This is a genomic window from Streptomyces phaeofaciens, assembly GCF_014648915.1.
Classification (GTDB): Bacteria; Actinomycetota; Actinomycetes; order Streptomycetales; family Streptomycetaceae; genus Streptomyces; species Streptomyces phaeofaciens.
Window position 1 is genome coordinate 244,657 of record NZ_BMSA01000005.1, and the last position, 20,028, is coordinate 264,684.

General features: G+C 73.6%; 20 protein-coding genes. 6 read left to right on the plus strand and 14 right to left on the minus strand.

Features of this window, described 5'->3' with window-relative positions; genetic code table 11:
* Positions 1–106: 106 nt before the first annotated feature.
* The 5 genes from IE275_RS12615 to infC form a co-directional block, all read right to left on the minus strand.
* Positions 107–1,222 carry a sensor histidine kinase gene (locus tag IE275_RS12615; protein WP_189710935.1) on the minus strand — a complete coding sequence of 372 codons (1,116 nt, stop codon included), beginning with the start codon at positions 1,220–1,222 and terminating at the stop codon, positions 107–109.
* Positions 1,223–1,278: 56 nt separating this feature from the next.
* Positions 1,279–2,127, minus strand: coding sequence for a TrmH family RNA methyltransferase (locus IE275_RS12620; protein ID WP_189710938.1), 849 nt, complete (start codon positions 2,125–2,127; stop codon positions 1,279–1,281).
* 102 nt (positions 2,128–2,229) lie between these two features.
* Positions 2,230–2,613 carry a 50S ribosomal protein L20 gene (gene rplT, locus IE275_RS12625; RefSeq protein WP_162469411.1) on the minus strand — a complete coding sequence of 128 codons (384 nt, stop codon included), beginning with the start codon at positions 2,611–2,613 and terminating at the stop codon, positions 2,230–2,232.
* A gap of 99 nt (positions 2,614–2,712) precedes the next feature.
* The gene (rpmI, locus tag IE275_RS12630; protein WP_006374321.1) at positions 2,713–2,907 is read right to left on the minus strand and encodes a 50S ribosomal protein L35; all 195 of its coding nucleotides are present in this window, start codon (positions 2,905–2,907) and stop codon (positions 2,713–2,715) included.
* Positions 2,908–3,013: 106 nt separating this feature from the next.
* On the minus strand, positions 3,014–3,685 hold the full coding sequence (gene infC / locus IE275_RS12635; RefSeq protein WP_189711124.1) for a translation initiation factor IF-3: 672 nt from the start codon (positions 3,683–3,685) through the stop codon (positions 3,014–3,016).
* Between the two features lie 392 nt (positions 3,686–4,077).
* On the opposite strand from infC, the gene IE275_RS12640 reads away from it, so the two are divergent.
* Positions 4,078–4,446 carry a DUF1844 domain-containing protein gene (locus tag IE275_RS12640; protein ID WP_189710940.1) on the plus strand — a complete coding sequence of 123 codons (369 nt, stop codon included), beginning with the start codon at positions 4,078–4,080 and terminating at the stop codon, positions 4,444–4,446.
* Between the two features lie 4 nt (positions 4,447–4,450).
* Here IE275_RS12640 and IE275_RS12645 read toward each other — a convergent pair whose 3' ends face one another.
* The gene (locus IE275_RS12645) at positions 4,451–5,182 is read right to left on the minus strand and encodes an SseB family protein (RefSeq protein ID WP_189710942.1); all 732 of its coding nucleotides are present in this window, start codon (positions 5,180–5,182) and stop codon (positions 4,451–4,453) included.
* 150 nt (positions 5,183–5,332) lie between these two features.
* On the opposite strand from IE275_RS12645, the gene IE275_RS12650 reads away from it, so the two are divergent.
* On the plus strand, positions 5,333–6,346 hold the full coding sequence (locus tag IE275_RS12650) for a serine hydrolase (protein WP_189710944.1): 1,014 nt from the start codon (positions 5,333–5,335) through the stop codon (positions 6,344–6,346).
* A 36-nt stretch (positions 6,347–6,382) separates the two neighbouring features.
* Here the strand turns inward: IE275_RS12650 and mycP are convergent, their stop codons facing one another.
* Positions 6,383–7,564, minus strand: a complete 1,182-nt coding sequence (mycP, locus tag IE275_RS12655) for a type VII secretion-associated serine protease mycosin (protein WP_189710945.1) — start codon at positions 7,562–7,564, stop codon at positions 6,383–6,385.
* On the minus strand, positions 7,561–9,864 hold the full coding sequence (locus tag IE275_RS46800) for a hypothetical protein (RefSeq protein WP_268255263.1): 2,304 nt from the start codon (positions 9,862–9,864) through the stop codon (positions 7,561–7,563). The genes mycP and IE275_RS46800 overlap by 4 nt, the downstream gene beginning before the upstream one ends.
* A 282-nt stretch (positions 9,865–10,146) precedes the next feature.
* Here IE275_RS46800 and IE275_RS12665 point away from each other — a divergent pair, with 282 nt between their 5' ends.
* Positions 10,147–11,349 (plus strand): amino acid deaminase/aldolase, encoded by a 1,203-nt coding sequence (locus IE275_RS12665; protein ID WP_189710947.1) that lies wholly within the window; start codon positions 10,147–10,149, stop codon positions 11,347–11,349.
* A gap of 8 nt (positions 11,350–11,357) precedes the next feature.
* Here the strand turns inward: IE275_RS12665 and IE275_RS12670 are convergent, their stop codons facing one another.
* The 3 genes from IE275_RS12670 to IE275_RS12680 are packed head-to-tail and all read right to left on the minus strand — an operon-like array spanning position 11,358 to position 14,883.
* Positions 11,358–12,140: a 3-oxoacyl-ACP reductase gene (locus tag IE275_RS12670; protein ID WP_189710949.1), complete on the minus strand. Its 783-nt coding sequence runs from the start codon at positions 12,138–12,140 to the stop codon at positions 11,358–11,360.
* Positions 12,137–13,510 (minus strand): aldehyde dehydrogenase family protein, encoded by a 1,374-nt coding sequence (locus IE275_RS12675; protein WP_189710951.1) that lies wholly within the window; start codon positions 13,508–13,510, stop codon positions 12,137–12,139. The genes IE275_RS12670 and IE275_RS12675 overlap by 4 nt, the downstream gene beginning before the upstream one ends.
* 8 nt (positions 13,511–13,518) lie before the next feature.
* A complete protein-coding gene (locus IE275_RS12680; protein ID WP_189710952.1) occupies positions 13,519–14,883 on the minus strand; it encodes a glutamine synthetase family protein in 1,365 nt (454 codons plus the stop codon).
* Positions 14,884–14,979: 96 nt separating this feature from the next.
* On the opposite strand from IE275_RS12680, the gene IE275_RS12685 reads away from it, so the two are divergent.
* Positions 14,980–15,714, plus strand: a complete 735-nt coding sequence (locus IE275_RS12685) for a FadR/GntR family transcriptional regulator (RefSeq protein WP_189710954.1) — start codon at positions 14,980–14,982, stop codon at positions 15,712–15,714.
* A gap of 70 nt (positions 15,715–15,784) precedes the next feature.
* A complete protein-coding gene (locus IE275_RS12690) occupies positions 15,785–16,474 on the plus strand; it encodes a gamma-glutamyl-gamma-aminobutyrate hydrolase family protein (RefSeq protein ID WP_189710956.1) in 690 nt (229 codons plus the stop codon).
* 51 nt (positions 16,475–16,525) lie between these two features.
* On the opposite strand, the gene IE275_RS12695 is transcribed toward IE275_RS12690, so the two are convergent.
* Positions 16,526–17,446, minus strand: a complete 921-nt coding sequence (locus tag IE275_RS12695) for a LysR family transcriptional regulator (RefSeq protein WP_189710958.1) — start codon at positions 17,444–17,446, stop codon at positions 16,526–16,528.
* 70 nt (positions 17,447–17,516) lie between these two features.
* Between IE275_RS12695 and IE275_RS12700 the strand changes: the two genes are divergently transcribed.
* Complete coding sequence (locus IE275_RS12700; RefSeq protein WP_189710960.1) at positions 17,517–18,683, plus strand: TDT family transporter; 1,167 nt, start codon at positions 17,517–17,519, stop codon at positions 18,681–18,683.
* Here IE275_RS12700 and IE275_RS12705 read toward each other — a convergent pair.
* Together IE275_RS12705 and IE275_RS12710 are read right to left on the minus strand one after the other, a co-directional pair.
* Positions 18,595–19,314, minus strand: coding sequence for a helical backbone metal receptor (locus IE275_RS12705; RefSeq protein ID WP_189710962.1), 720 nt, complete (start codon positions 19,312–19,314; stop codon positions 18,595–18,597). The genes IE275_RS12700 and IE275_RS12705 overlap by 89 nt on opposite strands.
* Positions 19,314–19,880, minus strand: a complete 567-nt coding sequence (locus IE275_RS12710) for a helix-turn-helix domain-containing protein (protein ID WP_189710964.1) — start codon at positions 19,878–19,880, stop codon at positions 19,314–19,316. The genes IE275_RS12705 and IE275_RS12710 overlap by 1 nt, the downstream gene beginning before the upstream one ends.
* Positions 19,881–20,028: the final 148 nt, after the last annotated feature.

The window sequence follows — 20,028 nt, forward strand, 5'->3', positions numbered from 1 at the left end:
GGCTCGTGGGTCCGTCGTGCTGGGACACAGAAGTGCCAAAGGCCGAGTCTAACGGGGTGAGGGTGTGCGAACGCGCCCGCGGGCTGCTCAGGCGTATCTCCGAAGCTCAGGAGAGATAGGCCGGGGCCCCCACGGGCAACGTAAATCGAAACTCGGCGCCGCCGCCGGGGGCGCGGCCGACCGTGATGGTGCCGCCGTGGGCCTCGACGATGCCCTTGACGATGTACAGCCCGAGGCCGGTGCCGCCGCGCTTGCTGCCCCGCCAGAAGCGGGTGAAGACGCGGTTCATGGACTCCTCCGGGATGCCGGCGCCCTCGTCGCTCACGGTGACCGATGTACCGGCGTCCTCCCCTTCGCGGGGGGACGCCGAGGGCGTGACGTCAATCGTGACGGTTCCCTCGCCGTGGCGCACGGCATTTTCGAGGAGGTTGCTGAGGACCTGGTCCACCTTGTCGGGGTCGGCCCACAGCGCGGGCAGCGGCTGCTCCAGGCGGAGCAGGAACCGGTCGGCGGGCTGCCCGGCGGCGACGTAGGCCTGGATGTGCCGTCCGACCGCGGCGCCGATGTCGACCGGCTGCCGCCGTACCTCCAGCCGCCCGGAGTCGATCCTGGAGATGTCCAGCAGCTCGGCGATGAGCCGGGTGACCCGGTCGGCGTCGGCGTCCACGGTCTCCAGCATCAGCCGCTTCTGATCGTCGGTGAACCGTTCCCACTTGGCCAGCAGGGTGGCGGTGAAGCCCTTGACGGAGGTGAGCGGGGAGCGCAGCTCGTGCGCCACGGTGGCGATCAGCTCGGCGTGGCTGCGCTCGGTGCGGCGCCGGGCCTCGGTGTCCCGCAGCGAGACGACGACCCGCCGGACGGGCCCGGTGGGTTCGGTGCGCACGTACCGCACCGAGACGAGGACCTCCCGGCCGCCGGGCAGCAGCAGGTTCCGCTCGGGCTGGCCGATCCGGATGGCGAGACCGCCGTAGGGGTCGGTCAGCTGCCACCAGCGGCGCCCCTCCAGGTCCTCTAACGGCAGGGCCTTCTCCAGCCGCTGCCCGAGGGCCTCCTCGGCGCGGACCGCGGTGATGCGCGCGGCGGCGGCGTTGAAGCAGACGACGTGTCCCTGCTCGTCGGCGACGACGAGCCCGTCGGGCAGGTCGTCCGGGTCGATGCCGAGTTCGGCGAGGTCACCGGCCGGTCGGGCCGCTCCCGGTGCACTGCTCGTACCGACACTCATCCCCGTACCTCACCTCCCAAACCTCCCGGACGAGGCCCCCCGAGCACGTCACCCTACTAGCTCTCGGTGACGGAGCGGCACCCTCCGGAGGCGCGCTGTGCACGGGCCGATGCGTAGAGACATACGGCGGCGGCCGTCGCCAGGTTCAGGCTCTCGGCCTTTCCGTGGATCGGGACGCGCACGACGGCGTCGGCGAGGGCGCGGGTCTCCTCCGGGAGCCCCCAGGCCTCGTTCCCGAACACCCATGCGGTGGGCCCGCCCATGGTGCCCTGGTCCAGCTCGTCGTCGAGGTCGTCCCGTCCCGCGCCGTCGGCGGCGAGGATCCGCACCCCGGCGCCTCTGAGCCCCGCCACGGCCTGCTCGACGGGCACGCCGACGGCGACGGGCAGATGGAACAGCGACCCGACGGAGGCGCGCACGGCCTTGGGGTTGTACAGGTCGACGGAGGCGTCGGTCAGGACGACCGCCTCGGCGCCGGCGGCGTCGGCGCACCGCAGGACGGTGCCGGCGTTCCCCGGGTCGCGCACATGCGCGAGCACGGCGACCAGTTTGGGGCGTGCGGCCAGGATCTCCTCGAACGGGGTGTCGAGGAACCGGCAGACGCCGACGAGTCCCTGCGGGGTGACGGTCGTGGAGATGTCCTCGATGACGGACTCGTCGGCGAGATGGATCCGGGCGCCCGCGGCGCGCGCCTCCCCGACGATGTCGGCGTACCGCTCCGCGGCCTCGACGGTGGCGAACAGCTCCACCAGCGTGTCCCGGCCGTACGCCGCGGCCTCCCGCACGGCCTGCGGCCCCTCGGCGAGGAACAGCCGGTCCTTCCCCCGGAAATTCCGCCGGGCGAGCCGCCGGGCGGCCAGGACGCGCGGGGAGCGGGGGGAGATCAGGTCGGGGGTGGCGGGCATGTGCGGTTCACCTTCAGCAGCGGTATGTGCAGACACGGCAGGACCCGCAGGCTTCCCCAGCCTGCGGGTCCTTCAGTCACATCGGCCGGGGCCGGTGCAGCGTCACGCAGCCTTCGGCGCGTTGACGTCCGCCGGCAGCGCCTTCTGCGCGACCTCGACGAGCGCGGCGAACGCACCGGCGTCGTTCACGGCCAGCTCGGCCAGGATCTTGCGGTCGACCTCGACGTTCGCGGCCTTGAGACCCTGGATGAGGCGGTTGTACGTCATGCCGTTCTGGCGGGCCGCAGCGTTGATGCGCTGGATCCACAGCTGACGGAAGTCGCCCTTGCGCTTCTTGCGGTCGTTGTAGTTGTAGACCAGCGAGTGGGTGACCTGCTCCTTGGCCTTGCGGTACAGGCGCGAACGCTGACCGCGGTAGCCGGAGGCCGCCTCGAGGATCGCCCGGCGCTTCTTGTGGGCGTTGACTGCCCGCTTGACGCGTGCCACTTTTTAACTCCTTGTAGCGGGGCCGTGGTTGGACTCACACGGCCCGGAATCGATTGGGTCCCGGTTAGGCGTACGGCACTCGGGCGAGCGCCGAGTACGTCACTTGCCGAGAAGCTTCTTGATCTTCGCGGCGTCGCCCGGGGCCATCTCGGCGGTGCCGGTGAGGCGGCGCGTCACGCGGGACGACTTGTGCTCGAGCAGGTGGCGCTTGCCGGCGCGCTCACGGAGCACCTTGCCGGAGCCGGTGATCTTGAAGCGCTTGCTGGCACCGCTGTGCGACTTGTTCTTCGGCATAGCGCCGTTCTCTCCTCGTCGGTGGCGTTCCGGTGCCCGGTCGTGAAACCGGGCACGGTGGAACGTCGCTTGTATCGGTTATGTCCTGGGACTGACGTCCCGAGGATCACGCCTCGGCGGAAGCCTCGGCAGGGGCCTCGTCCTCGACGTCGACCTCGGCGTTCACGGCGTCGGCGTCCGCGGCGTTCTGCGAACGGCCCGGGTTGGCCTTCGCCTCGGCCTTGCGGGCCTCCTGCGCCTGACGGGCCTCGGCCATGGCCTCGGTCTTCTTCTTGTGCGGACCGAGAACCATGATCATGTTTCGGCCGTCCTGCTTCGGGTTCGACTCGACGAACCCGAGGTCCTGGACGTCCTCCGCGAGACGCTGCAGCAGTCGGTAGCCCAGCTCGGGCCGGGACTGCTCACGACCGCGGAACATGATCGTGATCTTGACCTTGTCGCCCTGCTTGAGGAACCGGACGACGTGACCCTTCTTGGTGTCGTAGTCGTGCGGGTCGATCTTCGGCCGGAGCTTCATCTCCTTGATGACCGTGTGCGCCTGGTTCTTGCGCGCTTCACGGGCCTTCATGGCCGACTCGTACTTGAACTTCCCGTAGTCCATGAGCTTGCAGACCGGCGGGCGGGCGTTCGCCGCGACCTCGACCAGGTCCAGGTCGTACTCCTGCGCAAGCTCCAGTGCCTTGGCCAGGGGAACGATGCCCACCTGCTCGCCACTGGGACCGACAAGTCGCACCTCGGGAACGCGAATCCGGTCGTTGATGCGGGGCTCGGCGCTGATGGATCCTCCTCGGTAGCACCACGCGGCGGTCTGGCGGACGGCCGCGTAACGTCTGTTGTTAGATTCCTATAACCACGCCGAAGCACAAAAAATGCCCCGAACGATCACATGCGGGGCTCCAAGCACTACCGGAGCACCGTCGCGAGGATCGCGGGGCGCACTACCGGGCGACTCCATCGTCCGTACGGAACGATGGTGGTCGCCTGACCGGGTGACCCGCCGCCCTGGGGGTGGTCGGGTGGGAGTTCGGAGCCTCCACTTGTGGGCCGGGCCCGCCTGCTGAGTGGCACGCGTGTCCGACCGGTCGTTACACGAGATTAGCAGCCCCCGCCAGGAACGGCCAATCGAGGCCGACTGGGGGCCCGGAACGGCCTGCGCCTATCGTGTCCTGCATGAGTGACACCTCCCCCGCCGGCTCCGGCGGCTCCCCCGACTTCGCCGAGATGACCCGCGACATCGCCGAGGTCCCCGCGGTCGAGGTGATCGTGACGGTCGCCGTCAACCTGATGAGCGCCGCCGCCGTGAAGCTCGGCCTGACGGAGGAGGGCGACAAGTACAAGGACCTGGACGAGGCCCGCAAGCTGGTCACCGCGCTCGCCGGACTGCTGGACGCGAGCACGACCGAGATCAGCTCCTTCCACGCGGCGCCGCTGCGCGACGGCCTGAAGTCGCTCCAGCTGGCGTTCCGCGAGGCGTCGCTCGTCCCGGACGAGCCGGGCCAGGGGCCGGGCGAGAAGTACACCGGCCCGGTCTACGGCTAGCCGTTCACCTTCGTACGTACAGGGGCTCGCCCGGAGGCGTCGTCCCGGCCGGCAGCAGTGCCAGGTCGAGGCCGCGCACCAGGCGGGCCCTCAGTGTCTCGTCGGCGGCGAGGCGCCGGGCCACGGTCCGGGCGGCCTCGGCGGGGTCGGCGGCCGGGTCGAGGACGAGCGCCAGGGTGCCGTCGGCCTGCCCCGGCCCGAGGTGGGCCCTGACCACGGCGGACTCGTCGGCCACCGCGGCCCGTACCGCCTCCCGCACCGCCGGGTCGGCGAGCGGATCCACCGTCGTACGGCCCTCGGCGAGCGCGAGCAGCGCCGGCCCCGTCAGTTCGAAGGCCACCGGCCCGGCCAGGTCGAGGACGACCGTGTCCGCCTTCTCGTGCGCGGCCGCCTGGAGCGCCTGGTGCAGGGGCACGGCGACGGGGCGCGCCGCCGGGTCCCAGCGGGCGAGGGAGTCGGTGGAGGTGAAGGCCGGCAGCGCGGTGCGGGTGCCCGCCTTCAGGGTGGGGACGGCCATGTCACTGGTCTTCTCGCGGCGCAGGCCGTTCTCGTCCTCCTCGACCTCGCCGAGGACGGCCACCACCGGGACCAGGAGCCGGGCGCCCTCGAGCGCCTCCAGTACGGGTCCCACGGCGGTGCGGTCCTCGGCCCAGGCGGCGAGCGCGGCACTCAGCCGGGGATCGGCGGAGCCGTCGTCGTCGGAGAAGCCGGGGTCGGGAATGTTCTTGTTCGCCACGATCCCCGACCCTATCGGGGGGATGCTGCTGGGCTTGTGCGGGGCCGGAAACACGGCGGTGACCACTTTCACAGGATTCTCAGACTTCGCTGACGCGGCTCTAACGTCCGTCTAACGGCCCGCACAGTCACCGCCCCCACCATCGCGGGCATGGAGTCTCCCAGAGCCCGTCGAGGCCGCCGCGCCCGTTCGTCCCGGCGCCGTCCGCTCCTGCACACCGCGCTCGCCGCCGTCGCCGTCCTCGGCGTCACGGCGGGCGGAACCGTCTATGTGAAGGCACAGGCGCACTCCGGCGGGGAGGCCGTATCGTCGGCCTCCGCGGCGCCCTCGGTGTCCGCGTCGGAGTCGGCGGACGGAGAGGTGTCGGTGGACGGCGTGGCGGTGCCCGAGGTGGATCACGACGTACTGCTGGCCGAGGCGATGGCATCGGTGACCGTGCCCGGTGACGCGGACGTGTCCGTGGCCGTGCTCGGCACGGACTCCGGGGACACCGCCCTGTACGGCGACACCGCCTTCGACACCGCGAGCATCGTGAAGGTCGACATCCTGGCGGCCCTGCTGCTCCAGGCGCAGGACGCGGGCCGGCAGCTCACCTCGGCCGAGAGGACGTACGCCACCGCGATGATCGAGAACAGCGACAACGACTCGGCGTCGGCGCTGTGGCGGTCCATCGGCAGGGCTGAGGGGCTGGACGCGGCGAACGAACGGTTCGGGCTGACGGCCACCGAGGGCGGCGACGACATGCTCTGGGGGCTGACCCAGACCACGGCGGCCGACCAGCTCACGCTGCTCCGGCAGGTCTTCGGGACGGACTCGGAGCTGAGCGAGGCCTCCCGGTCCTACGTCCAGGGGCTGATGGGGCGGATAGCCGCCGGGCAGCGATGGGGCGTCTCGGCCGCCGCCGACGGCACCGCGTGGGAGCTGAAGAACGGCTGGCTGGCCCGGAGCGCGACCGGACTGTGGGACGTCAACAGCATCGGGCGGGTGACCTCGGACGGCCACGACTACCTGGTGGCCGTGCTCTCGAACGGCAGCACCACCCAGGCGGACGGCATCACGCTGGTGGAGGCGGCGGCGCGGGCGGCGGTGGCGGCACTCACCACCGACGACGGCGCGTCGGCGACCCCGGCGTCGGGCACCTCGGCCGACCCGGTCGGCAAGTAGGGCGTGCGGGTCGGCACGTAGGGGCGCGCCGGCCGGCTAGAAGGCGTCGTACCGCTCGCGGCGGCCGCGCCACAGGACGACCGCCGCGACCAGGAGCACCACTCCGGCGGCGCCCGCCAGGGGCGCGGCCCAGCCGGCCGTGTCCTCGTCGGAGGGGGCGGGGTCGGGCCCGGTACCGAAGTACTCCTTGCCGGGGGACACGGTCTTCAGGCCCTGCGGCTTCAGGTCGTCGGCGGCCCTGATCGCGGCCGCGGGGTCGATGAAGCCGAAGCCCCGGGAGTCGTCGCGGCCGCCCTCGGGGGCGTTGCGGGCCGTGTCCTCCAGGAGCTTCTTGATCTGCGCCGCGGTCAGTCCCGGGTGGGCGGCCTTGACGAGGGCCACCGCCCCCGAGACGAACGCCGAGGCCGCGCTCGTCCCCCACCCCTGGTAGTACTTGTGGTCCGGGTCCGCGATGACGACGTCGACGCCGGGGGCGCTGACCGTGGCGTACCAGCGGCGGGTGGAGAAAGAGGCGCGGGTGCCGTAGCGGTCGACGGCGGTCGCGGCGATGACGCCCGGGTAGGCGGCCGGGTAGGAGATGTGGTCGCCCTTCTCGCCGCCGTTCCCGGCGGAGGCGACGACGACCGCCCCCTTCTTCAGGGCGTACTGCACGGCCTCGTCCTCCGCCGGCTCCGGGTGGGCGGAGGCGGAGTCGTCGCCGAGCGAGAGGTTGATGACGTCGGCGCCGTGGTCGGCGGCCCAGCGGATGCCCTCGGCGAGGGCGTTGCCCCGGGTGTTGCGGGCCTTGGCGCGCTGTGGGTCGCCGTCCTCCAGGATTACGCGGACGGGGAGGATCTTGGCCTCCGGGGCTATGCCCATGACACCGTCGCCGTCGGCGTAGCCGTGTCCGTGCCCGGCGACGATGCTGGCCATGGCCGTCCCGTGCCGGGCCCAGGACCGGTCGCCCTCCTTCGCGCCGAAACCGACCATGTCCTTGCCCGTGAGGACGTTGCCGGCCAGGTCGGGATGGTCGGCCTCGACACCGGTGTCCAGGACGGCGACGGTGATGCCCTTGCCCTTGGTCGTCTGCCAGGCCTCCTGGGTGTGCAGGGCGTCGAGGGCCCACTGCTGGCCGCGTATCCCGTCGGCGTGGGCGGGGGCGGCGGGCAGCAGCGCGACGGAGCCGGCGAGGAGACAGCAGAGGATCCCGGCCCTGCGGGTGCGGGTGCGACGGCTCATGAAGGCTGCTCCGAGGGCGGCGTGACGGCGGTCCTGCGCAGGCTGCGCTCGATGCGGTCGGCGAGGCCCTGCGCCTCGTGGCCGAGACCGGCCTGGGCGGGCGCCGAGGTGGCGCCGGACGCGGTGGCCTCCGGCGCGGGCTGGGGGGTGTCGACGGTACGGCCGTCGGCCCAGCCGGAGACCGCGTAGACGACGACCGGGGCGTCCGTGAGCACGGAGATCGTCCAGGAGGCGCGCTGTCCGTCGCGGAAGCCGGCCGCGGCGGTGCCCTGCACGGCGTACGGGCGGGGCATCAGGTCGGTGCGCTTGACGAGGCCCTCCTTCGCGAACCGGGTGTCCAGCGCGCGCATCGCGGTGGCGTCGGCGGTGGTGAAGAGCAGGCCGACGGTGGTGACGTAGCTCTGGGTGGCGTCGGTGTAGGTGGCGCGCAGGAGCCGCTGGCAGCCGACCGGGGCCAGCGCCTTGAGCAGCAGCGGGTCGAAGGCGCCGGCGCAGCCGCTGTCCGGGGCGACGGCGATCCGCGTCCAGGTGCGGTCGGCTCCGCCGGGGCCGGCGCCCTGGCCGTCCACGGTGGGCGGGAAGAGCCGGTCGACGGACACGTTGTGCCACAGGCCGCCGGCGGTGGTGTAGCTGGTCCGCTCCGCGGCGTCCGCGGTGTCGCCGACGAGCCAGCTCCCGGTGACGGCACCGCCGATCAGCCCGAGTCCCAGCACGACACAGGCGGCCGCCACGGCGACCCGGCCCCGCCGTCCGCCGATCCTGCCCGGTTCCCCGAACCCTTCCGGCTCCGCGAACGACACCACCGGCCGGGTGGCCCCGCCGGTACCGTTCGGCGCCATCGGCGCGCTCCACGAGAGCGCCGGGTCGGGAGCGAGACCGCCGCCCGCCGGGGCGGACGGCGCCTCCGCGGGCGCGGCCACGGGCCGCGGCGGCACCTGCGGCACGGGCGGCGGCACGACGAAGTCGGGGTGCGGGAGCGAGGAGGTGGGACTCCAGGCCGGCCGGGAGTCGAGGTCCGGGTTCGGGTTCGGGTTCGGGATCGGGTTCGGGTTCGGGTTCGGGGAGGTACGAGGGGCGTTGGCGTTGCCGGAGACGGGTCGTTGGCCTGGGAAAGCGTCGTTGCCGGAGACGGGTCGCTGGTCCAGGAAACCGTCGTTGCCGGAGACGGGTCGCTGACCCGGGAAGACGTCGTTGCCGGAGACGGGTCGCCGGCCCCGGAAGGCGTCGTTGCCGGTGCCGGGACGACGGCTCGGGGCCGCGCCGCTCTCGGAAGCGGGAGGCCGGTCGGAGGGGGCGCTGCTGCCGGGGGCGGAGCGCCGGTCTGAAGCAGCGTCGTGACCGGGGGCGGGACGCCCGCCCGAGGGGCCGTTGCTGCCGGGGGCCGGACGTCGGTCCGAGGCGGCGTCGTGGCCGGGACGGTGGCCGGGAGTCGTGGTGTCGCCGGGTGTGGGACGGGCGTCCGGAGTGGCGCCCGGGGCGGGGCGGCGGCCGGGAGCGGTGTCGTCGGGGGACGCCGGGCGGCGGCCCGAGGATGTGGGAGCGGTGCCGCTGTCGGTCGCTCGTACCGGCTGCGGGGTGGGGACCCAGCCGCGGGGCAGGGGGGTCCAGGCGCTGTCGGGCGCCTGAGGAAGGTCGGGGGCGTCGGGCCGCTCGGTGGCACGCGGGGCCGCCGTGTCGGCGGCGTCCGTTCGGTGCGGGGCGCCGGGGCCGTCGGCGGTGGGGCGCGGGGCGTTCCGGCCGGGGCGGCGGAAGTCGTGCAGGCCCGCGCGGGCGGGGCGGGGGGTCGCCGGGCCCTGCGTGGCGTCCAGGCGGGCGGGGCGCGTGACACCCGGGCCCCGGGAGGCGTCCGGGCGGGACGGCCAGGGTTCGGTCGGCGCGGGTGTGCGGGGTTCGTCGCCCGGGGCGGGGTGGGCCGGCGGCGGCGGGGCGTCGGGGAAGCGGGCCGACGCGGGCGGTGGGGGCGGGGTGGTCATGGCGTCCGTGTGCTGGGGGGAGGACGGCGCCCGCAGGTTCGGGGACCTGGGCGCGGTCCGGGGGGCGGGAGGCATCGCGTCGGTGGCGGGGCCCGGCCGCGCCGGGGCCCGTGACCCGTCCGCGCCGCGGACGCCGAACGCCGACCAGGCCGCTCCCTCGCCGGAAGCTCCGGCGGCGCCCCCGGCCGTCTCCCGCTGTCCGCCCTCGTCGCGCGCCGGTCCGTCCGCGGCGCCGTCCGGGGCGGCGGGCACCGTCGGCGGCTGGGCGGGGGGAGGCGGGACGTCGGGGCGTGGGGGGATGGAGGCGCGGCGTGCTTCCGTGCTCAATGCACCCCCCGTTTCCTCGTGCCCGGGCCGTCGTTGTCGTACGCGGGCCGACGTGCGTGTGCCCGGCGGCCCGGTGCGGACGTCGTGGTCCGTTCTGGGCACGCATACCCGCACGGGCGGACCGGCATCCCGGGCGCGGCTTCCCGGCCGGAGCCGTCCTCCGTGCGTGCGCGTCACTCTACGGCTTGTTCCGGCGCGGACGGGAACCAGTCCCGCGCCCCCGGGGCATCTGCCCGGATCGTCCCCCTACCCTGCGGTAATCCAGTCTGGCAGGCTTCGTTCATGACTGCGCGCGCCGCCGACCGGGCCCGGTACGACCGGGCCACCGAGCATCTCGACGCCCCTCTCGCGATCGTCGATCTGGAGGCTTTCGACGCCAACGCCGTCGATCTCGTCCGCCGGGCCGGCGGCAAGCCGATCCGGGTGGCGAGCAAGTCCGTGCGCTGCCGGACCCTGCTGGAGCGCGTCCTCGCCAAGGACGGTTTCGCGGGGATCATGTCCTTCACGCTCGCCGAATCCCTCTGGCTCGCGCGGTCCGGGTTCGACGACATCCTGCTCGCCTACCCTTCGGCGGACCGTTCCGGCTTCGCCGAGCTGGCCTCGGACCCCAAGCTGGCCGGTGCCGTCACCGTGATGGTGGACGACGTCAAGCAGCTCGACCTGATCGACGCCGCGCGCGGGGGCGGCACCGAGGTGGTGCGGGTCTGCCTGGAGCTGGACACCGCGCTGAGGCTGCTCGGCGGCCGGGTACGGGTCGGCGCGCTGCGTTCCCCCCTGCACTCCCCGTCCCAAGTGGCCGACCTGGCACGTGCGGTGACCCGCCGTCAGGGTTTCAAGGTCGTGGGGATCATGGCGTACGAGGGGCACATCGCGGGTGTCGGCGACTCCCTCGTGGGCCGGCCGCTGCGCTCCCGTGCCATCCGGCTGATGCAGGCCACCGCCCGCCGTGAGCTGGCGGAGCGGCGGGCCGCGGTGGTGCGCGCGGTGCGGGCCGTCGTACCGGACCTGGAGTACGTCAACGGCGGCGGCACCGGCAGTGTGGAGAGCACGGCCGCCGAGGACTCGGTCACCGAGATCGCGGCCGGGTCCGGTCTGTACGTGCCGCGGCTGTTCGACAACTACACGTCGTTCAGCGGGCGTCCGGCCGCGCTGTTCGCCCAGCCCGTCGTCCGGCGGCCGGGGGTCGGGGTCGTGACCGTGCTGGGCGGCGGCTACCCCGCCTCCGGTGCCGCCGGGCCCGACCGGCTTCCGGTGCCGTATCTGCCCGAGGGGCTGCGCTACGACCCCCAGGAGGGCCCCGGCGAGGTGCAGACCCCGCTGCTCGGCTCCCCCGCCGACGATCTGCTGATCGGCGACAAGGTGTGGTTCCGGCACGCGAAGGCCGGTGAGCTGTGCGAGCGGTTCGAGATGCTGCACCTCGTCGAGGGGGACACGGTGACCGCGACCGTCCCGACGTACCGGGGCGAGGGCCACACGTTCCTCTAGGCCGCCGCCTACAGCGGGGTGACGTACGCGCCCGAGATCCCGCCGTCCACCAGGAAGTCGCTCGCGTTGACGAAGGAGGAGTCGTCGCTGGCGAGGAAGGCGACGGCGGCGGCGATCTCCTCCGCCTCGGCGAACCGGCCGAGCGGGATGTGGACCAGGCGGCGGGCGGCCCGCTCCGGGTCCTTGGCGAACAGTTCCTGGAGCAGCGGGGTGTTGACCGGGCCCGGGCAGAGCGCGTTGACCCGGATGCCCTCGCGGGCGAACTGCACGCCCAGCTCACGGGACATCGCCAGCACGCCGCCCTTGGACGCCGTGTACGAGATCTGCGAGGTCGCCGCGCCCATCCGCGCCACGAAGGACGCGGTGTTGATGATGGAGCCCCTGCCCTGGCGCCGCATGTACGGGATGGCGGCCTTGCAGCACAGGTAGACGGAGGTCAGGTTGACCTCCTGGACGCGCTTCCAGGCTTCCAGTCCTGTGTCCAGGATGGAGTCGTCGTCGGGCGGGGAGATGCCCGCGTTGTTGAAGGCGATGTCGACGCTGCCGTAGGTGTCGAAGGCCGTCTTGAACAGCGCCTCGACCTGCTCGGGGTCGGTGACGTCGACCTTCACGAAGAGGCCGCCGACCTCCTCGGCGGCGGCCTTGCCGCGGGCCTCGTCGACGTCGGCGCAGACGACGTGCGCGCCCTCGGAGGCGAGCCGGCGCGCGGTGGCGAGGCCGATGCCGCTGCCGGCTCCGGTGATGACGGCGGTGCGGCCGACGAGACGACGGCACACGATCTGATCGGTCACTGTGCGGGGCCCTCCGTGCTGATGAAGACGTTCTTGGTTTCGGTGAAGGCGGTCAGGGCGTCCGGGCCCAGCTCACGGCCGACGCCCGACTGCTGGTAGCCGCCGAAGGGGGTCCAGTAGCGGACGCTGGAGTGGGAGTTCACGGACAGGTTCCCGGCGCGCACGGCCTGTGAGACGCGCAGGGCGCGGCCGACGTCCCGGGTCCAGATGGAGCCGGACAGTCCGTAGGGGGTGTCGTTGGCGAGCCGGATCGCGTCCGTCTCGTCGGTGAAGGGGAGCAGGACGGCCACGGGTCCGAAGATCTCCTCGCGGGCCGCCTCGGAGTCGGGCGCCGCGTCCGTGAGGACGGTCGGCGGGAACCAGAAGCCGGGGCCGTCCGGTGCGGTGCCGCGCAGCGCCGGGGCGTCGTCCGGGACGAACGAGCGGACCCGGTCCAGCTGCTGACGGGAGATGAGCGGACCCATCTGTGTCTTCTCGTCGGCCGGGTCGCCCACGATCACGGCGGACAGGGCGTCGGCGAGCAGTTCACGGACCTCGTCGTACACGGACTCCTGGACCAGGACGCGGGTGCGGGCGCAGCAGTCCTGGCCGGCGTTGTCCAGGAAGGAGAAGGGGTCGACGGCGGCCTTCAGGTCGGCGTCGGCGAAGACGATGTTGGGGCTCTTGCCGCCGAGTTCGAGGGTGACGGCCTTGACCTGGTCGGCACAGAGCGCCATGACGCGTTTCCCGACCCGGGTGGAGCCGGTGAAGACGATCTTGGCGACGCCGGGATGCCGTACGAGGGAGTCGCCGGCGATGTCGCCGCGTCCGGGCAGGACCTGGAAGAGGTGTTCCGGGAGCCCGGCCTCGAGGGCGAGTTCGGCGAGCCGCAGCGCGGTCAGCGGGGTCGTCTCGGCGGGCTTGAGGAGGACGGCGTTGCCCGCCGCGAGGGCGGGGGCCGTGCCCCAGGCGGCGATCGGCATGGGGAAGTTCCAGGGCGCGATCACGCCGACGACGCCGAGCGGTTCGAGGATCGTGACGTCCAGGCCGCCGGGCACCGGGATCTGCCGGCCGGTGAGCCGCTCCACGCCGCCGGCGGCGTAGTCCAGGAGATCACGGACGTTGCCCGCCTCCCACCGGGCGTTGCCGAGGGTGTGGCCGGCCTCGCGGACCTCCAGCCGGGCCAGTTCCTCCCGGTGTTCGTCGACGACGACGGCGAAGCGGCGCAGCAGCCGGGCCCGGTCCGCGGGAGCGGCGGCGGCCCACGCCCGCTGTGCCCGCCGGGCACGGTGGACGGCGGCGTCGACGTCCTGCTCGACGGCGCCCGGAACGGTCGCGATGACCTCTCCCGTCGCGGGGTTGAGGACGTCGAGCTCGTACAGCTGGGACAAGGGGTGCCTCACATGCGTTCGAAGGAGCGGCGCAGCTCCCAGTCGGTGACCGCGGCGTCGAAGGCCTCCAGCTCGACGCGTGCCATGTTGCGGTAGTGCGCGACGACCTCCTCGCCGAACGCGGCCAGGGCGAGGGGGCTGGCCGACCAGAGTTCGGCGGCCTCGCGGAGCGTGGTGGGGACGTGTGCGTAGTCGGCGGCGTAGGCGTTGCCGGGGCAGGCCTCGGGCAGTTCCAGCTTCTGCTCGATGCCGTGCAGGCCGGCGGCGATCAGCCCGGCCACCGCGAGGTGCGGGTTGACGTCGCCGCCGGGCAGCCGGTTCTCGAAGCGCATCGAGCGGCCGTGTCCCACGACCCGCAGGGCGCAGGTGCGGTTGTCGTGGCCCCAGGCGACGGCGGTCGGGGCGAAGGAGCCCGGCTGGAACCGCTTGTAGGAGTTGATGTTCGGGGCGTAGAGCAGGGAGAAGTCGCGCAGGGCGGCGAGCTGTCCGGCGAGGAAGTGGCGCATGGTGTCGGACATCCCGCCCTCCTTGTCGCCGGCCATGACGTTGGTGCCGTCGGCGTCGGTGAGGGAGAGGTGGATGTGGCAGGAGTTGCCCTCGCGCTCGTTGTACTTCGCCATGAAGGTGAGCGAGACGCCCTCCTGGGCGGCGATCTCCTTGGCGCCGGTCTTGTAGATCGCGTGCTGGTCGCAGGTGACGAGGGCCTCGTCGTAGCGGAAGGCGATCTCGTGCTGGCCGGGGTTGCACTCGCCCTTGGCGGACTCGACGGTGAGGCCGGCCCCGGCCATCTCGTTGCGGATCCGGCGCAGCAGGGGCTCGACACGGCCGGTGCCGAGGATCGAGTAGTCGACGTTGTACTGGTTGACCGGGGTGAGCCCCCGGTAGTTCGCGTCCCAGGCGGCCTCGTAGCTGTCCTTGAAGACGATGAACTCCAGCTCGGTGCCGACCTGGGCGGTCAGGCCGTGCTCGGCGAGGCGCTCCAGCTGGCGCCGCAGGATCTGGCGGGGGGCGGCGACCACGGGCGAGCCGTCGTTCCAGGCGAGGTCGGCGACGAGCAGGGCGGTGCCTGCGTTCCACGGGACGCGGCGCAGGGTGCTCAGGTCGGGGTGCATGGCGAAGTCGCCGTAGCCTCGCTCCCAGGAGGACATGGCGTAGCCGTCGACGGTGTTCATCTCGGTGTCCACGGCGAGGAGGTAGTTGCAGCCCTCGGTGCCGTGGTGGAGCACCTCGTCGAGGAAGAATCGGGCGGCGAACCGCTTGCCCTGGAGCCGCCCTTGCATATCGGGGAAGGCCAGGACGACAGTGTCGATCTCACCGCTCGCGACGAGGGCGTGCAGTTCCTCGACACTGAGCGGGGGTGTGCGGTCTGCCACGGGAGGGCCTCCTTCGGGCTTTCCTCGGCTGTGACGGGCGGCCGGGAGCCATAAGGTATTGCGGAGAACCATTGCTTGGGAAGGGGGCACGGCCAGATGTCGGTGGACGCGGACGGAGCACCGGACGACCGGCTGACGCCGGTGCTGCGGCCGGTACGGGCCGGGAACGGCTTCGAGGAGGCGCTGGAGCAGATCCTCCAGGTGGTACGGCTCGGCCTGGTGCCGGGGGGCGAGCGTCTGCCGGCCGAGCGGGACCTGGCGGAGCGGCTCGGGATCAGCCGGGTGACGCTGCGCGAGGTGCTGAAGGTGCTCCAGGACCAGGGGCTGGTGGAGTCCCGGCGGGGCCGGTACGGCGGAACGTTTGTGCTGCCGCGGACGGACGCGGGCGGCGAGGACGAGCTGCGGCGCCGGATCTCCGAGGTCGACATCGAGGACGTCCTGCGGTTCCGGGAGGTGCTCGAGGTCGGGGCGGCGGGGCTGTGCGCGACGCACGGCCTGACCGGCGAGCGGGCGGACCGGCTGCGCGAGGCGCTCGCCCGGACCGAGGACGCGCCGCTGGCCGACTACCGCCGGCGGGACACCCTGCTCCACCTCACCCTGGCCGAGCTGTGCGGCTCGCCGTCGCTGACGGCGCAGTACGCGGCGGTCCGGGCCACGGTGAACGACCTGCTCGACTGCATCCCGCTGCTGGTGCGCAACCTGGAGCACTCGCAGCGCCAGCACACCGCGCTGGTGGAGGCGGTGCTGGACGGGGACGCGGACGGGGCCCGGGAGATGATGCGCGAGCACTGCGGCGGGACAGCGGCCCTGCTCAGGGGCTTCCTGACATGAAAAGGTTTGCGTACAGTCCATTGGGCGCGGCACGGAAGGGCCGGCGGGAGCACCGGGGCCGGGAGGGCACATGACAGGCGGCAGGCCGCTGATCGGCGTGAGTACGTATCTGGAGCCCGGCGCGCGCTGGAACGTGTGGGAGCTGGACGCGGCGCTGCTGCCGGCCGGCTATCCGTGGCTGGTGCAGCGGGCCGGCGGGCTCGTCGCGATGCTGCCGCCGGACGCGCCGGACCACGCGGCGGCGACGGTCGCCCGGCTGGACGGCCTGGTCGTCGCGGGCGGTCCCGATGTGGAGCCGGTGCACTACGGCGCCGAGCGCGACCCCCGCACCGGCCCGCCGGCCCGCGAGCGGGACGCCTGGGAGCTGGCGCTGATCGACGCGGCACTCGCGGCGGGCGTCCCCCTGCTCGGCGTCTGCCGGGGGATGCAGCTGCTGAACGTCGCGCTCGGCGGCACGCTGACCCAGCACATCGACGGGCACGCGGAGGTCGTCGGTGTCTTCGGCGAGCACCCGGTCAAGCCGGTCCCCGGCACGCTGTACGCCGGTGTCGTCCCGGAGGAGTGCGCCGTACCGACCTATCACCACCAGGCGGTGGACCGCCTCGGTTCGGGCCTCGTCGCGTCCGCCCACGCGGCGGACGGCACCGTCGAGGCGATCGAGCTGCCGTCGGCGGCATGGGTGCTGGGCGTGCAGTGGCATCCGGAGATGGGTGAGGACGTCCGGGTGATGGAGGCGCTGGTACGGGCGGCGACGGCCTGAGGCGGCCTGCGGTTGCGGTTGCGGTTGCGGTTGCGCCGGGAACGGCGGCGCCTACCCCCGGGTCAGCGACAGCAGTTCCCGCGCCGGCCCCGTCGGCCGGTGTCCCGTCGGCCAGACCGCGCGCAGATCGCGGGCCAGGGCCACCCCCTCCACCGGGATGCCGACCAGGCGGCGCAGCGCCAGCTCCTCCCCCACCGCGAGTTCGCTCAGGACCGCCGGGCCGGCCCCGCTCACCGCGGCCGCCTTCACCGCCGTCGTCGAGGACAGTTCGATCAGGGGACGGGCCAGGCCGCCCAGCGCGGTGTCCAGGACCTGGCGGGTGCCGGAGCCCTTCTCGCGCAGGATCAGCGGGGTCGACGCCAGCTCGGACGCGGCCAGGGAACGCCGGCGCCGGGCCCAGACGTGCCCGGGGGCGACCACCACGACCAGGTGGTCATGGGCGATGACCGCCGAGTCCAGCCCGCCCGGCACCGTCAGCCCCTCCACGAACCCCAGGTCGGCCTCCCCGGACAGCAGCCGCTCGGCCACCGCCGCCGAGTTGCCGGCGTGCAGCGAGACCGCGGTGTCCGGGCGCTGGGCGCGCAGCGCCAGCAGCCAGCCCGGGAGCAGGTATTCGGCGATGGTCATGCTCGCCGCGACCCGCAGCCGGGAGTCCCGCCGGTCCCGCAGCGCCTGGGCCCCCGCGTCGAACGCCGCCGCCGCCTCGACGATCCGCCGCGCCCAGTCGGTGACCAGCGCACCGGCGTCGGTGAGCCGCGACCCGCGCGGCGAGCGGTCGACGAGGGCCACGCCCAGCTGGCGTTCCATGGAGCGGATCCGGCTGCTCGCGGCGGGCTGGGTGATGCCCAGCTCCCGCGCCGCCGCGCCGAGACTGCCCAGCCGGGCCACCGCCAGCAGCAGCTCCAGCGCCCCCAGGTCCGGGACCCGATGCGCGATGGAACCCACGATCCCGGGCTGTTCCGCACTCCCCATAAGGCCAGTTTATGCCCCCATAGAAGCATCCTCCCTGGTCGCGGCCCCGCGCCCGCGCGACCGTGGTGCCATGGTCACCGCAGCCCAGCCCCTGTCCGCCCTCCCGCGCCCCCGAGCCGCCGCCGTCCGCCACCTCGGCCCGAACTGGTACGCCGCGGTCATGGGTACCGCGATCGTCGCCACCGCGGGGGCCACGCTGCCCTTCCCGGTCCCGGGGCTGCGCCCGCTCGTCACGACGGTCTGGGCCCTCTCCCTCGCCCTGCTGGTGGCCCTGCTGACCGCCCGCGCCCTGCACTGGCGCCACCATCGCGACCAGGCCCGCGCCCATCTCCTCGACCCGGCGGTCGCGCCCTTCTACGGCTGCCTGGCCATGGCGCTGCTGGCCGTCGGCGGCGGCGCCCTCACCGTCGGCCGGGACTGGATCGGCATCCGGGCGGCGGTGGCCCTGGACGCCGTGCTGTTCACCACCGGCACGGTCCTGGCGCTCGCGGCGGCCGTCGTCGTGCCGTACCTCATGGCCGTACGGCATCGGGTGGCGCCCGGGGAGGCGACGCCCGTGTGGCTGCTGCCGCTGGTCGCGCCGATGGTGTCGGCGGCGCTCGGGCCGCAGCTGGTGCCGTATCTGCCGGCCGGCCAGGCCCGTCAGACGCTGCTGTACGCGTGCGTCGCGCTGTTCGGGCTGAGTCTGCTCGCGACGCTGCTGATGCTGCCGGTGGTCTTCGCCCGGCTGGTGACCGGCGGACCGCTGCCGCTGCTCCTCACCCCCAGCCTCTTCCTCGTGCTGGGCCCGCTGGGGCAGTCCACCACCGCCGTCGGAAAGTTCGCGGAGATCGCGCCGGGGGTCGTGCCCGGCCCGGACGGGCGGGCCTTCGCGGTGTTCGCCCTGCTGTACGGGGTGCCCGTCATGGGGTTCGCGCTGCTGTGGGCGGTCCTGGCCACCGCGCACGTGGTGCGCGCCCGGCGGCGGGGCATGGGCTTCGCGATGACCTGGTGGGCGTTCACCTTCCCGGTCGGCACCTGCGTGACCGGCTCGGCGGCCCTGGCCCGGCACACCGGGCTGCCGGCCTACGACGTCCTCGCCGGCGTGCTCTACGCCGTGCTGGTGGGCGCCTGGCTGGTGGTCGCCGCGCAGACCGTGCGCGGGCTGGTCAGCGGTGAGCTGCTCGCAGGGCCTCGCCCAGGACCCGCGGTGCCTCGGCGAGCGAGGGTCCGTACCACGTCAGGTGCCGTCCGCTGACGAGCGCGCACGGCAGCCCGGGGAACGCCTCGGGGCCGTCGTCCGCGGTGAAGCGGTAGGGCTCGTCGGGCAGCACCACGAGGTCGGGTCCGGCCGCCCGCAGCTCCGCCACGGGGACCCGGGGATAGCGCTCCGCGTGGCCCGCGTACAGGTGGTCGACGCCCAGCCGGGCCAGCACGTCCCCGGCGAAGGTGTCCCGGCCCAGCACCATCCACGGGCGGCGCCAGACGGGGACGACGGCCGTGGCGCGGGCGCCGGCAGGACCGGCCTTCGCCCAGGCGTCCTCCGCCTCGTCCAGCCAGCGGGGCCGTGCGCCCGCCCCGCACGCCGTCAGCACCCGCGCCAGCTCCGAGAAGGCCTGCGGGACGCCGCGCACCTCGGTCACCAGCACGTCGACGCCCGCGGCGCGCAGGACGGCCAGGTCCGGCTCCCGGTTCTCCTCCTCGTTGGCGATCACCAGGTCGGGGGCGAGGGCCACGATCCGTTCGACGTCTGGGTTCTTGGTGCCGCCGATCCGGGCGACGGCGAGGCCCGCCGGACGGCTGCACCAGTCGGTCGCACCGGCCAGGACACCCGGCACGGTGCACGCCACCGCCTCCGTCAGCGAGGGCACCAGGGAGACGACGCGCACTACCGCTTCCGGTCCCGGACCGCCTCGATGTGCTCCGCGACCGCGACCACGATCACCCGGGTGTCCGGCTCGGTCGCGCGCCAGCGGTGGCGGACGCCACCGGTGAGGTAGAGGGTGTCGCCCCGGCCCAGCCGGTAGGCGCGGCCCTCCGCCTCGATCTCCACGGCGCCGTCGGCGACGTACAGCAGCTGGTCGTTGCGGTACTGGAACTCCCGGCCCGGGTCCTGCTCGCCGGTGAACTCCGAGGCGTGCATCTGGTGGTGCCCGCGGACCAGGGAACGCGAGCGCGGCTCCGGGCCGGGTTCGGTGATCTCGGCGCGGACGACGTCGACGCTGCACGCCGGGTCGGCGGCGGCGAGGAGTTCCACGGCGGTGGTGCGCAGGGCGTCGGCGAGCTTCTCCAGGGAGCCGGTGCTGGGCCGTGCCCGGTCGTTCTCGATCTGGCTGAGGAACGGGACCGACAGGCCGCTGCGCTCGGCGACGACGGCGAGCGTGAGCTCGAGGGACCGGCGCCGCCGCCGTACGGCCGCGCCCACCCGCAAGGGCTGTTCTTTGTGGTCGCCCATCGCTCCGGCTCCCTCCTTCGCTCGTCGTCCCGGCACTCGTGCGCCCTGTTCCGGGCGCCCGACCTCTGATGAGTTCTCTGCACCCTACGCATGTTCGGCAAACCGTTTCATGTGCCCGTCACATCGAGGACACACGGGGTGACACACG

Excerpts from the sequence above, each read along its gene's own strand:
- IE275_RS12685 (WP_189710954.1), top strand. The coding sequence starts at position 14,980 with ATGTCGGTGGACGCGGACGGAGCACCGGACGACCGGCTGACGCCGGTG.
- IE275_RS12665 (WP_189710947.1), top strand. The coding sequence starts at position 10,147 with ATGACTGCGCGCGCCGCCGACCGGGCCCGGTACGACCGGGCCACCGAG.
- mycP (WP_189710945.1), bottom strand. The coding sequence starts at position 7,564 with ATGAGCCGTCGCACCCGCACCCGCAGGGCCGGGATCCTCTGCTGTCTC.
- IE275_RS12650 (WP_189710944.1), top strand. The coding sequence starts at position 5,333 with ATGGAGTCTCCCAGAGCCCGTCGAGGCCGCCGCGCCCGTTCGTCCCGG.
- rpmI (WP_006374321.1), bottom strand. The coding sequence starts at position 2,907 with ATGCCGAAGAACAAGTCGCACAGCGGTGCCAGCAAGCGCTTCAAGATC.
- IE275_RS12695 (WP_189710958.1), bottom strand. The coding sequence starts at position 17,446 with ATGGGGAGTGCGGAACAGCCCGGGATCGTGGGTTCCATCGCGCATCGG.
- IE275_RS12615 (WP_189710935.1), bottom strand. The coding sequence starts at position 1,222 with ATGAGTGTCGGTACGAGCAGTGCACCGGGAGCGGCCCGACCGGCCGGT.
- IE275_RS12700 (WP_189710960.1), top strand. The coding sequence starts at position 17,517 with ATGGTCACCGCAGCCCAGCCCCTGTCCGCCCTCCCGCGCCCCCGAGCC.
- IE275_RS12620 (WP_189710938.1), bottom strand. The coding sequence starts at position 2,127 with ATGCCCGCCACCCCCGACCTGATCTCCCCCCGCTCCCCGCGCGTCCTG.
- IE275_RS12690 (WP_189710956.1), top strand. The coding sequence starts at position 15,785 with ATGACAGGCGGCAGGCCGCTGATCGGCGTGAGTACGTATCTGGAGCCC.
- IE275_RS12640 (WP_189710940.1), top strand. The coding sequence starts at position 4,078 with ATGAGTGACACCTCCCCCGCCGGCTCCGGCGGCTCCCCCGACTTCGCC.
- IE275_RS12710 (WP_189710964.1), bottom strand. The coding sequence starts at position 19,880 with ATGGGCGACCACAAAGAACAGCCCTTGCGGGTGGGCGCGGCCGTACGG.